The organism is Neobacillus sp. NPDC097160 (assembly GCF_044762155.1).
Lineage (GTDB): Bacteria > Bacillota > Bacilli > Bacillales > Cytobacillaceae > Neobacillus.
This window is the reverse complement of the sequence record NZ_JBIWDU010000007.1, coordinates 1-12,842: the sequence shown is the minus strand read 5'-3', so window position 1 is coordinate 12,842 and position 12,842 is coordinate 1. Positions and strand designations below refer to the sequence as shown.

Sequence of the window (12,842 nt, the reverse complement as noted above, 5' to 3'; positions counted from 1 at the left end):
CTGCAGGAACGTCACTGAGTTAATCTAATCGTTCGTTAATTTTTATGGAGAGAAGGGAGAAAAATGTCTAAGGCAGGTCTCGCATTGTTTGAACAGAAATCTACTGGTGGAACCGCACGACAAATTAGTCCGATTGATACGATGATATACTCAGCAGCAAACCCAGGGTTGATGTTTGCGCTCGTTTATATTATGTGGGCACCATTTTTATATCCAGGTGCACATATGGTTTGGGCCATATTGGCTGTAGGACAGATGTTTATTATTGCTGGACTTTATTGGTTATTATCTGTCTCAATGCCAAGGTCTGGCGGTGAGTATATCTATATTAGCCGCATTCTTCATCCCTCACTGGGTCTTATGGCAAGTTTTATGATTACCTTTACGTCTATCTCATGGACAGGAATTCTTTTGAACTGGATTATCAAATGGTCCATTGTAGAATTTTTCTATTCGATTGCACTTATTAATGGAAATGATCCAGCGTGGATCAATTTAGCAGAATTCTTTAATAGCAATTACATGCACGCTATTATCGGAACACTCCTATTGTTGTTCATCTACTTTATCTATTATAAGGGAACTAAGTGGATGGTAAGATTAGCTTATTTAACATTGGGTGCTACGATAGTCGGAGCCATTGTCTTTATTATTGCTAACCTTATTACGGGACAGGGGACTTTTGCAGCGAATTTTACCCAACTTACAGGTTTAGCCTATGACGATGTTATTCGAATAGCTAAGGATGATGGTTATACGACCAAGTTCCTCTTTGGTGCTACTGTAATGGCGGGATCAACCTATATTATTCTAAATACACTAGGGTCAACCTTTGGAGCGAATCTAGCTGGAGAAGTTCGTAACGTTCAAAAATCACAGCTGCTGGCATTATTTGGATCACTGGCAATTTTAATGGTTGTTTGGGCGGTTTTTTATGCAATGTCCTATATTAATTTTGGGGATATCTGGTCCAATAGCCTGTATTATCTTTATAATTCCGGTCATGAGGCATATCCGTTTAAGGGGTATGACCCATTTATCACCATTATGATAGGGATCATGACAAAGAATCCAGTATTTGTCTTTTTAATTGCCATCTGTTTCGCTGTCGCCACCTTTGGCTCAGCGGCCGGTTTAGGCTTTGGCCCTTCGCGCAATATGGTTGCTTGGTCATTTGACCGCTTAATTCCAAGTAAATTTATGGAGCTCAATAAAAAGACTAATTCCCCTACGTATGCGTTAAGAACAGTCATCATTGGGGCATGGTTTTTCTTAATGCTTGATATTTTCGTGCCATCGTGGACGGCAAATATTGCTTACACCATTTTTACATGGTTCTTGGCCTGGATCTTTCTCGGGATTGCTGGAATTGTTTTTTCAACAAGAAAGAAGATCTTATTTAACTCCTCACCGCCAATCGTTAAGACAAAATTCCTAGGGTTCCATTTAATTACGATTCTAGGTTGGTTAACACTAGCAATCAGTGTTTCGATTTGTTACTATCTCCTCATCCCATTTTTAAGAGGAGATTTACCATTTACGATGATTGTTGTCTCCCTGTGTTTAATGTTAATCCCAATTATTATCTATTTTGTTATGAAACGTTATCATGCGAAGAAAGGGATCGATATCGATATTCAGTTCCAGGAGATTCCGTCAGATTAATAAACTCTTCTAAAAATGTTATGGGGTGAGGATTTGAAAATATTTTACGCAGGCGATTTGCATGGTGGCGAAACGGCCTTTCGAAAGTTTACTAATGCAGGTAAGTTTTATCATGCTGATATAGTCATTTATGGTGGGGACTTTACAGGAAAAATGGTCGTCCCTATTGTTGAAAATTCGGGGGTCTATACTTGTCGATATTATGGTTCTACTGTGAAAGTGAAGAAAGCAAAAGAGCTGCCAGACCTAGAACGAAATTTAAGGGATGCTGGGTTTTATCCTTTCATTGTTTCAGCGGAGGAGTTAAATAGATTAAATGAGAACGATGCTGAGCGGATTATTAAAGAACAGCAAATTAACGTGTTTAGACAGTGGATTAAACTGGCTGATGAAAGGTTTAAAACGGCTGGAATTCCTTGTATTATGATCCCTGGAAGCGTTGATGATTTTTATCTCGATGAGTTACTAAATGCCGGAAGCTATGTCCAAAATGGTGATGGCAAGATAATTGAGGTAGATGGATTTGAAATTCTTTCAGTTGGAGGGGGAAAATCAAGTGTATTTAAGTACCCGCGTGAGTTTAGTGAGGTAGAACTAGCGGAGAAAATCGGAAATTTAGCCGTAAAAGTGAAAGATTTGAATAAATGCATCTTCAATATTCACATCCCTCCTTATAACACTGATTTAGATCAAGGGACATTATACGATGATGAGTTAAAGCCAGTACTCGATGGAGATTCTTTAGCAACTGCACCAACTGGAAGTCAAGCTGTGCGTGAAGCAATTGAAAAATATCAGCCATTACTCTCTTTACACGGTCATGTTCATGAAAGCCGCGGTGTAACCACTTTAGGAAGAACGATCTGTATTAACACAGGAACTGACTATGACCAAGGCTTACTTAGAGGAGCCTTAGTGGATGTTAGTACTGAAGGAAAAGTGTCTTATACTCTTACAGCTGGGTAATGAATAAATTGTAAAGTAAGGAGTTGAAATAATGGAAATGATCTACAAAGAGCAAGCAGTGCTAAAAATGTCAGCTAACAATCCTCCCGTCAAAAAAGTGATTCCAGGAAGTACTGTGGTTTTTGAAACCTATGATTGCTTCAGTAATCAAATTCAACGGGAAGACCAGCCTTTTAGCTCAGTGGGGTGGGATAAGATTAATCCCGCAACAGGTCCACTATTTGTAGAAGGTGCTGAGCCTGGGGATATATTAAAAGTAGAAATTGTAGAAATTAAAATTGATAGTCAAGGTGTCATGACGACTGCTCCCAAGCTAGGAGTTCTTGGGGATATCGTAAAAGGAGAAACAACAAAAATTATTTCCATCCAAGAGGGGAAAGCCATTTTCAATGAGAAAATTCATATTCCAATTAAACCGATGATTGGTGTAATTGGCACGGCACCTGCACACGAAGATATTCCCACTGGAACCCCCGGTGCTCATGGTGGCAATATGGATTGTAAGAAGATCATTAAAGGTTCTTGTCTTTATTTACCAGTCAATGTCTCTGGAGCACTCCTTTCTATGGGTGATTTACATGCGGTGATGGCTGATGGTGAAATTGTCATATGCGGATTGGAAATTCCCGGAGAAGTAACGATAAAGGTAGATGTCTTGAAAGGGGAATCTCTTCCATTACCAATGCTTGTTAGTGAAGAAAAAATAATAACAATTGCTTCTGCTGAAACCTTGGATGAGGCCGCAAAAATAGCAACCCTAAATATGCATACGTTTTTAGTCCAGCAGCTTGGATTTCAAATTGATGAAGCAGGAATGTTATTATCCCTTGTTGGTGACTTACGTATTTGTCAGGTTGTTGACCCTTTAATGACAGCTCGAATGGAGCTGCCACAGTGGATATTGGATCAATATCATTACAAAATAAAATAGAGTAGCGGAGTTTTGGTTTTAATAAAGGGGTGAAATTCTTAATGAGAAAAGAACGTGCTCGCTGTCTTGGTTTACCCTTCCCTGGTACTCCGGGAGAATTTAATGCATTAACGGATGTCCCAGGAGTTGAAATCGGGTATACCACAATTATAGAAGGTGAAGGTCAAGTCCAAATCGGTAACGGTCCAATCCGTACTGGAGTGACGGCTATTTTGCCCCGAGGTAAAAAAGATAAAATGGAACCGATTTGGGCAGGTTTTTACAGCTTAAATGGCAATGGTGAAATGACGGGTATACACTGGGTTAATGATGGCGGTTATTTTCTTAGTCCTATTTGCATAACAAATACCCATTCAGTAGGAATTGCCCACCATGCTACAACAAAATGGATGGTTAAACAATATGAAAAACAATTCAGCAACGAACATTTATGGGCTATGCCAGTGATTGCTGAAACATATGATGGAGTTCTTAACGACATTAATGGCCAGCATATTTCGGAAGAGCATGTACTTTCAGCAATTGAAAGTGCTAAATCAGGATCGGTCGCCGAAGGAAATGTTGGCGGGGGAACTGGAATGATTTGTTACGAATTTAAAGGTGGAACAGGTACCTCCTCACGCATTATTACTATAAATGGTCATCAGCACCATATAGGGGTTCTTGTGCAAGCAAATTTCGGTTTACGCGAATGGCTAACCATTTTAGGTGTCCCTGTCGGAAAACATATGAGTAAGGAAAAACTATTAGGAAAGGAGCAAGGTTCCATAATTGTTATTATTGGAACCGATGTTCCGATGCTGCCACATCAGCTTCGCCGGGTTGCAAAACGTGCTGCGATTGGTATTGGGAGAAGCGGGAGCCCTGGTGGAAATAGTTCAGGTGATATTTTTCTTGCCTTTTCAACAGCAAATGAAATGGAAATTCCTCAATTATCTCGAGAAAAGTTGACAATGGAGTTTGTTAATGATGTGGTATTTGACCCTATTTATGAAGCTGTTTGTCAAGCTGTTGATGAATCTGTTGTTAATGCATTGATTGCGGCGGAAACAATGACCACTGTTAAACCATACGGAAAAAAGGTATACGCGATTAACCACGAAGAGCTTTTACAAGTTATGAGAGAATATAATCGGATTTAATATTCAAAATAATTTTTCAAAGGGAGAGAAAATAGATATAATATACTATGTAGAGTAGCCCATACAGGGACTACTCTACTTTTTTGGAGGGAGAAAAATGAAGATCGTTATTGCTGGTGGTTCTGGATTTATCGGGCAAAAATTGACGGACATTCTGCTGGGTGAAGGGCATCAAATTGTAATATTGACTAGGAAGGTGAAGCAGCCTTCGGGGGATGTATCGTATGTCAAGTGGCTCGAGGATGGCGTTTTACCGGAAAAGGAAATTAAATATGCTGATGTATTTATTAACCTAGCAGGAGTTTCGATAAACGATGGAAGATGGAATGCGGACCATCAGAAACAAATTTATGACAGTCGAATGAAAGCAACGGATGAGTTAGTAAGAGTAATCGAAGCCTTGCCAGAAAATCCTTCTATTCTAATCAATGCCAGTGCCATCGGCATTTACCCTGCATCAATGAATGCTGTATATACGGAAGATTCATTAGAGACGGCAGATGATTTTCTAGGAAAAACGGTACACGACTGGGAGAACAAAGCGAAGAAAGTAGAAACGCATTCCATTCGTGCGGTTTTTATGAGATTCGGAGTTGTGCTTGGTAATGAAGGCGGTGCACTTCCGCTCATGGCACTGCCATATAAATTTTTTGCAGGTGGAACGGTTGGTTCGGGTGAGCAGTGGGTGTCATGGGTGCATGTGGAGGATGTTGTCCGAGCCATTTCCTTTTCTATTGAAAATGATAAATTGCGTGGGCCTGTCAATGTCACTGCGCCATCTCCAGTTAAGATGAAGGATTTTGGTAAAACTATTGGCTCAGTATTACGCCGTCCACATTGGCTGCCTGTCCCTTCATTTGCCATGAAAATGGTTCTTGGACAAAAAAGTGCCCTTGTTCTTGAAGGCCAGCATGTTGTCCCAAAAGTATTAAAAGAAGAAGGATTTGAATTCCAGTTTCCTACACTCCATTTGGCTTTGGAGGATTTGCTTACACATAAGTAAATGGGCCGAACCACTAGCCTAACGGCGGAAGAGAAATTGAAAGTGGTCTGTCAATGATTTAACTAAAGAATGAGAAAAGTAGGGATGTCCATGTTCATTGCAGGTCAAAAGGAAATGCAGCAAATGGATAAATATACGATAGAAAAGCTAGGATTACCTGGCGTGGTGTTAATGGAAAATGCAGGAGCGAAGGTGGTGGAGGAAATCCTTGCAGATCCACCTATCGATAACCCCCGAGTGCTTGTGCTTGCTGGCGGTGGAAATAATGGCGGTGATGGGTTTGTCATTGCACGAAGACTTTTTGATTTGGGATTGAAGCCTTTAGTATGGTTGTTAGTTAATCCAGATCAAATGAAGGGAGATGCAAAAGTTCACTTTGATGTGTATACCAACCGTTCCCTACCCATCTTCCATCTTCAAGAAAATACGGTTGAACTACTTCAGAATGAAATGAATCGGGCAGATATCATCATTGATGCCATTCTCGGAACTGGCGTGAAAGGCCCTGTTCGAGAACCTCTTTCCCAAGTGATATCAATGGTAAATGAATACGAAGGGAAGAAATTAATCATCTCTGTCGATATTCCATCGGGTGTTAGTAGCGATAATGGGAAAGTAGAGGGTGTCGCGGTAAAAGCTACGAAGACCATTACCTTTGTATTCCCGAAAATAGGATTTTTTTTACAAGATGGGCCCAAGAATGTTGGAAAGTGGGTAACGGTTGATATCTCTGTGCCGCCTGCGGTGGCAGAGGATTTAGGCCTAGTTTTGCCAAAACTGATAACGGAATCGCTTGTGAAAGCATCAGTACCTACCCGGTCTAAGCATGGTCATAAGGGTACTTTCGGACATGCCCTTGTCATAGGAGGTTCACGTTCCTTTGTTGGAGCACCGATTTTTTCTGCAAAGGCTGCCTTACATACTGGCGCTGGATTAGTAACTTTAGCAGTCCCTGAAAGTATTTATCCAATGGCTGCTGCACAGAATCCAGAGTCCCTATTTCTGCCGCTTTCAGAAAAGGATGGTCATTTTAGTGAAAAAGCAATTGATGAAATTGCGCCTTTACTGCATCAATTTGAAAGTGTGGCAATTGGACCTGGAATGAGTAGATTTCCTTGTGGTGAAGAGTGGATCAAATCGTTTATCACTTCACTTACCCACCAGCCGATTGTTGTTGATGCAGATGCTTTATATTTACTTCGAAACAATTTGGATTTGGTACGACAGTATAAGGGAAATGTAATCTTTACCCCGCATCCTGGAGAAATGGCTAAATTGTTGAACATAACAGTAAAAGAAGTGGAAGAAGACAGAATTGAAATTGCCAAAACCTTTGCAAAAGCTTATGATGTTTATTTGTTGTTGAAAGGACATAGAACAGTCATCGCGGCTCCCGGTGGGGATGTATACATAAATCCATATGGGCATGATGCACTTGGAAAAGGTGGGAGTGGGGATGTACTGACCGGACTGATTACCTCATTCCTGGCACAAGGCGCTACTCCTGTCGATGCTCTAATTGCTGCCAGCTATTTACATGCAAAGGCTGGAGAAGAAAAGGCTAAAACCTTATCCAGCTATGGAGTGATGCCACGAGATATTATTGATGGGATAAGAGAACAGCTTGCAATTGTTTTTTAAAATGGAATAACAACTGTATGGGGGACCGGTTTATGGTTGGAATAAAAACAATTAAAATTGATGGTGAAGGAATCCATGTCTTTAAAAGTGCCATCTATATTTTTGAATCTAGCTCTGGATTTACCTTGGAATTGGATATCATTGTAAGTGAGGTTGCTGTAAAAAAATATAGAAAGATAGAAAACCTGATTATGGAGATAGAGTTAGAAGATGGTCGAATCATCAATTCGATTATGCATGTAAAAATCCTAACAGGGGGATTGCCACAGCTTAATTTATTCTGTGAACTTAATGACATTCAAGAGTATGAAGATTTCGATAGGGTGAACGAAAATGATTCGTGGTTTCCGAATATTGAAGAGGGTATCACAATAGAAGAAATAAGAAAAGTAGAAATGCCAATTGAAGAAGTTAGTTTAAAATTAAAGCTTCCAATCGATCAAGTCGAATGGTTAAAAAAACAAAAAAAGGCAACATTAAATGAAATGTTTCAAGAATTCATTTATGAAATTTGGAAAAAATAGGACAGCTAATCCAAATAGTGTGACATTTTTAAAGGGGGACTATCTTGGGAAAGCAGGGAGTTATTTCACTAGGAGAAGCATTTGTAGACTTTATTTCAAAAGACAGTACGAACACCGAATACCAGCAGCTGTTGGGCGGTGCTACCGTTAACGTCGCAGTGGGTACACGGAGACTCGGCATTCCTACTGCTTATTTGTGTAAACTAGGAACCGATGAAACGAATCAGTTCGTAGAAGCTGGATTAAGTAAAGAGAGGATTAACACTGAATTTTCAGTCCGCACTGCAAGTAAAAAAATTTGTGGTGTCTATGTTCATATTAATGATTGCGGGGATCGATATTTTCACTCATATTTGAACCAGACGCCGGATGAAGTATTAACCGAGGACGAATTAAGCAGGGAAGTATTTGAACAGTCCAGGATCTTTTATTATGGTTCAGGAACCCTTTTTCATGAAAAAGCAAAAAAGACAACAGAAACGGCATTAATATATGCTAAGAATTCCCAAAATATTATTGCTTTTGACGCGAACATTCGATTAAAGCGTTGGGAGAGCGAGGAGCAATGCCGTAAAACAGTTTCTTCATTCATTAGAAGTGCTGATATCGTAAAGCTTGCTGAAGATGAGTTGAATTTTTTAACGGAAACAAACTCTTTTGAAATTGGGATAGAAAAATTATCTCAATATAGGATTCCGTTTCTTTTTGTTACGATGGGAAGGAAAGGTGCTTTTGCTGTTATGAATGGAGACAAAGTTTTTGTTCCTGCGATGATCGTCGAAGCCATCGATACGACCGGTGCAGGTGATGCTTTTATGTCAGCACTTTTGTATTGTTTTCATGAAAAAGGGCTGCCTACCAAAATGTCTCAATTAATAGCATACCTCAAGTTTGCAAATAATGTAGGTGCTGCTGCGACAACGAAAATCGGATCACTTTCTGCTATATTTGATCTAGCCGAATTGAAAAGGCAATTTCAGAATACTTTCAATTAAAGTTTTTAATCTTGAGGTCAGTCCTTAAGTGAGCAAATTCTTGAATGCTCCGGGGCTGACCTCATTTTTCTTTTTAAATTCTGGACAAATTGGACAAGACTGTAAGGTATGGGGCGATTAAGAATAAAAAGGAGACGCATGTATGAATAAACCTTTTGACTACCCAGAAATTTTCTACAATGAAGCCATATTTTATTTAGAAACCAAATGGAAGCGCAGATTAAGTGACCATGAACGACATGTGCTTATTGAAGGATATCGGTTTGGAAGGATGATTGAGGCAGAAACAGAAATCAAAGTACTGTTTGCTAAATAAATAACTACTTGTAGAAAAAGGGTGCCCGATTGGACACCCTTTTACTGAAATCAAAGGTTATTGACCTTGTTGATTTCGTAATGATTGTTCAGCATAAGCGACAAGACGTTTTGTCATTTCGCCACCGACTGAACCGTTTGCTCGTGCGGTCGTATCAGCACCAAGTTGAACTCCAAACTCGCCCGCAATTTCTTCTTTCAATTGATCCAGAACATTGCCTGCACCCGGAACTAAAAGTTTGTTTCTAGCCATGATACATCACTCCCGACGAGTTTTTTTGAGCAATCAAAAATTGCTCGACTTTATTTTGTCCTATTCGTGAAAACAAATTCGTGTGTTCAGTCCCAAACGAACTAAATGCTTAATGTACGGGCTGCCCCTTCCGAACACACTATTAATTTTTCCATCTCTCCAAATTTTGTTATTATGAGATGTGTACATAGGTGCAATAAAAATAGAAAGAAAAGGTGTTATATGCAAAGAATGATTGTGATTGGGGCAGGGATCCTCGGTGCGTCAACGGCTTATCACCTTGCCAAATTAGGTGCGGAGGTTACATTAATTGATCGGCAAGACCAGGGACAGGCTACAGCTGCAGCAGCAGGGATTGTTTGTCCGTGGCTTTCGCAACGGCGGAATAAGGCCTGGTATCAGTTAGCAAAAGGCGGGGCTCACTATTATCCAGATTTAATTGCTCAATTGGAAAGAGTTGGTGAAAAAGATACAGGATATAAGCGTGTCGGTGCCATTAGTCTTCATACAGACAATAATAAGCTTGAACAGATGGCGGAACGCGCACGAAAACGAAGAGAGGATGCACCAGAAATTGGGGAAATTACGATATTGACACCGGCGGAAACAAAAAGTCTGTTTCCGCCGTTATCAGAGGAATATGGTTCTGTATATATTAGCGGAGGAGCACGAGTTAATGGCAGAGCGTTACGTGATTCCCTCATTCGTTCTTCAATCAAATCTGGAGTTACTTTTCTAAGAGGGAATGCTGCTCTTGTTTATAAAGATTGCCGAGTTATTGGCATGAAGCATGAGGACACCATTTTGTTGGCCGATCAGGTCATTGTGACGGCCGGAGCTTGGTCCAAAGAGCTTTTGGAACCACTAGGAGTTGAATTCTTAGTCAAACCACAAAAGGCACAAATCGTTCATCTTGAAATGCCAGAAACGGATACGAATTCGTGGCCTGTTGTCATGCCCATACATAACCAGTATATCCTTACTTTTGAGAATGGTCGGGTCGTTGTTGGATCAACACATGAAAATGATGCAGGATTCGATAATCGGATAACGGCTGGAGGAATAAATGAAATTTTGAGCCAAGCCTTAAAGGTGGCACCAGGTCTATCAAATGGCAGCTTTCTTGAAACAAGGGTTGGGTTTCGTCCCTTCACCCCTGGTTTTTTACCAGTGGTCGGGGCGTTGCCGCATTTCGAAGGAATCTATTTAGCAAATGGACTAGGCGCATCAGGCTTAACTAGTGGACCGTTTCTAGGTGCCGAACTAGCTAAGCATGTCTTAGGGAAACAAACAGAAATTGATTTTAAAATTTATGACGTATCGGGAGCCCTAGGCACTCCGAGTCAGAGGTGAAATTAGTAGCTTGGAGGGTTCATGAGGACAGAAAAGACGAATAATCTGAGAAACTTGTCCTCATGGAGGGTTCATGAGGACAGGAAAGGCGAAGAACCCAAGAATATTGTCTTCATGAAAATCAGTCCATCTCTTTATAATAGATATATAGATTGTTAGAGAGAAAATGACTATCCTCATTTTTATCGAATCTTAAAAATTATAAGACAAATCATTTAATATTTTTCAGTCGTGTTTGCTATCATTACCTTATTAGGAAAAAGGAGATGAATGGGAAATGGCAAAGCACGTTCAAATTGGAAAAACAGAATTGTATGTAAATCCTATTGGTTTAGGAACCAATGCTGTAGGCGGTCATAATCTATTTCCAAACTTGGATGAAAAGGCAGGAAGGGACTTAGTTCAAACAGGGCTGGCTAATGGGATCAACTTTTTAGACACGGCTTTTATTTACGGTCCAAAACGCTCAGAAGAAATCATTGGTGAAGTTGTAAAAGAAAGAGGAAATCGTTCAGAACTTATCATCGCCACAAAAGCTGCCCATAAATTTGTTGGGAAAGAAATGGTATTAGATAATTCACCTGCTTTTTTAAGTCAAGCAGTGGAAGATAGTTTAACACGGCTACAAACGGATTATATTGATCTCTTTTATATCCATTATCCTGACCAAGATACACCAAAGGATGAAGCAGTTGGGGCATTGAAGCAATTAAAGGAGGAAGGAAAGATTAGAGCGATCGGTGTATCCAATTTTTCTATTGATCAGTTAAAAGAAGCCAATAAAGATGGATACGTTGATGTGTTTCAAGGAGAATATAACTTATTAAGCCGTGCAGCGGAGCAAGAATTGTTCCCTTATGTAACTGAAAAAGGTATTTCATTTATTCCTTATTTCCCGCTTGCCTCGGGATTGTTAACTGGTAAATATGACATAAATACCAATTTGGCTGAAAAACGTGGAAAATTCTTTCAGAAACAAATCTTTGAACAAACCTTGGAGAAAGTGGAAAGGGTTAGAAAAATAGCTCATGCGAAGGGTGCAGAAATTGCGCATATCGTGCTTGCTTGGTATTTAACTCGTAATGCCATTGATGTGATTATTCCTGGAGCAAAGAAAGCGGAACAGGTGCTTCATAATCTCAAAACGCTGGAAGTTCAACTAACTACTGAAGAAATTCAAGAAATTGATCGGATTTTTCATTCTTAAAAAGTAATAGATGTACTTTTAGAAAGCACTCTTCGGGTGAAGTGACCCCTAAAAGTTAGACACGGTTATTTCATCAGGCAGCTTGCTCAAAATGGGTTCGGTATTGCACCGGACTCATTTTGAGTTTTACCTTTATCCGTTTCGTATTATAGTATTCGATATATTTTTCTAGTTCAATTTTAAAATGATCAACACTTTCAAACTCGTTAAAGTAGAGAAACTCTGACTTCATAATGCCAAAGAAGTTTTCCATTATGGAGTTGTCATAACAGTTTCCTTTACGAGACATACTTTGTCTAATTCCTCTTGAATGAAGTGCATAGCAGTATTGTTTCATTTGGTAGTGCCAACCTTGATCGGAATGCATCAAAAGCTGATGGTCTTCTGGCAAGCGGTCTAATGCCTTCATTAACATCTCTGAGACAAGTGAGTAGGTTGGTCTAGAACCAATCGTATACGTAATGATTTCCCCATTAAATAAATCTAATACAGGGGATAAATATAACTTTTCTCCAAATAATTTAAACTCCGTAATGTCCGTAACCCACTTTTCGTTAGGAGTATCCGCTGTAAATTGGCGATCTAAGAGATTTGGTGCAATTTTACCGACTGTTCCTTTATAGGATTTATATTTTTTCATACGTACTAGGCACTTTAAACCAAGCTCTTTCATGATGCGTTGAATCTTTTTGTGATTAACTTTCTTCCCACGATTGGCTAACTCATCACGAATACGACGATAGCCATAACGTCCTTCATGTTCATCGTAAATCGATTTGATTTCTATTTTTAAATCAGTGTCTGGATCTGGTCGATTCATTTTCTTTACTAAATCATAATACGTGCT

Annotated in this window: 13 protein-coding genes; 11 read left to right on the top strand and 2 right to left on the bottom strand. The window is 39.7% G+C overall.

Features of this window, described 5'->3' with window-relative positions:
* Positions 1 to 63 precede the first annotated feature (63 nt).
* The 9 genes from ACIQXV_RS11330 to ACIQXV_RS11290 all read left to right on the top strand — a co-directional run bounded on the left by ACIQXV_RS11330 (position 64) and on the right by ACIQXV_RS11290 (position 9,183).
* The gene (locus tag ACIQXV_RS11330; RefSeq protein ID WP_402958829.1) at positions 64 to 1,665 is read left to right on the top strand and encodes an APC family permease; all 1,602 of its coding nucleotides are present in this window, start codon (positions 64 to 66) and stop codon (positions 1,663 to 1,665) included.
* Between the two features lie 33 nt (positions 1,666 to 1,698).
* A complete protein-coding gene (locus ACIQXV_RS11325; RefSeq protein ID WP_402958828.1) occupies positions 1,699 to 2,631 on the top strand; it encodes a metallophosphoesterase family protein in 933 nt (310 codons plus the stop codon).
* Positions 2,632 to 2,662: 31 nt separating this feature from the next.
* Positions 2,663 to 3,562: an acetamidase/formamidase family protein gene (locus ACIQXV_RS11320; RefSeq protein WP_402958827.1), complete on the top strand. Its 900-nt coding sequence runs from the start codon at positions 2,663 to 2,665 to the stop codon at positions 3,560 to 3,562.
* 41 nt (positions 3,563 to 3,603) lie between these two features.
* The gene (locus ACIQXV_RS11315; RefSeq protein ID WP_402958825.1) at positions 3,604 to 4,704 is read left to right on the top strand and encodes a DmpA family aminopeptidase; all 1,101 of its coding nucleotides are present in this window, start codon (positions 3,604 to 3,606) and stop codon (positions 4,702 to 4,704) included.
* Between the two features lie 97 nt (positions 4,705 to 4,801).
* Entirely contained in the window at positions 4,802 to 5,707 is a 906-nt protein-coding gene (locus ACIQXV_RS11310) for a TIGR01777 family oxidoreductase (RefSeq protein WP_402958823.1), read from the top strand.
* A 90-nt stretch (positions 5,708 to 5,797) separates the two neighbouring features.
* Positions 5,798 to 7,348: an NAD(P)H-hydrate dehydratase gene (locus tag ACIQXV_RS11305; RefSeq protein WP_402958821.1), complete on the top strand. Its 1,551-nt coding sequence runs from the start codon at positions 5,798 to 5,800 to the stop codon at positions 7,346 to 7,348.
* Positions 7,349 to 7,380: 32 nt separating this feature from the next.
* A complete protein-coding gene (locus ACIQXV_RS11300) occupies positions 7,381 to 7,872 on the top strand; it encodes a hypothetical protein (protein ID WP_402958819.1) in 492 nt (163 codons plus the stop codon).
* 44 nt (positions 7,873 to 7,916) lie between these two features.
* Positions 7,917 to 8,867 (top strand): carbohydrate kinase family protein, encoded by a 951-nt coding sequence (locus ACIQXV_RS11295; protein ID WP_402958817.1) that lies wholly within the window; start codon positions 7,917 to 7,919, stop codon positions 8,865 to 8,867.
* A gap of 142 nt (positions 8,868 to 9,009) precedes the next feature.
* The gene (locus ACIQXV_RS11290; protein ID WP_402958815.1) at positions 9,010 to 9,183 is read left to right on the top strand and encodes a hypothetical protein; all 174 of its coding nucleotides are present in this window, start codon (positions 9,010 to 9,012) and stop codon (positions 9,181 to 9,183) included.
* A gap of 57 nt (positions 9,184 to 9,240) precedes the next feature.
* Here the strand turns inward: ACIQXV_RS11290 and ACIQXV_RS11285 are convergent, their stop codons facing one another.
* A complete protein-coding gene (locus ACIQXV_RS11285) occupies positions 9,241 to 9,435 on the bottom strand; it encodes an alpha/beta-type small acid-soluble spore protein (protein WP_402958813.1) in 195 nt (64 codons plus the stop codon).
* Positions 9,436 to 9,657: 222 nt separating this feature from the next.
* Between ACIQXV_RS11285 and ACIQXV_RS11280 the strand changes: the two genes are divergently transcribed.
* Together ACIQXV_RS11280 and ACIQXV_RS11275 are read left to right on the top strand one after the other, a co-directional pair.
* A complete protein-coding gene (locus ACIQXV_RS11280) occupies positions 9,658 to 10,788 on the top strand; it encodes an NAD(P)/FAD-dependent oxidoreductase (protein ID WP_402958812.1) in 1,131 nt (376 codons plus the stop codon).
* 277 nt (positions 10,789 to 11,065) lie between these two features.
* Positions 11,066 to 11,995 (top strand): aldo/keto reductase, encoded by a 930-nt coding sequence (locus tag ACIQXV_RS11275; RefSeq protein WP_402958810.1) that lies wholly within the window; start codon positions 11,066 to 11,068, stop codon positions 11,993 to 11,995.
* Between the two features lie 73 nt (positions 11,996 to 12,068).
* Here the strand turns inward: ACIQXV_RS11275 and ACIQXV_RS11270 are convergent.
* Positions 12,069 to 12,842, bottom strand: a 774-nt coding sequence (locus ACIQXV_RS11270) for an IS3 family transposase (protein WP_402958808.1), incomplete at its 5' end; no start/stop codon positions are given.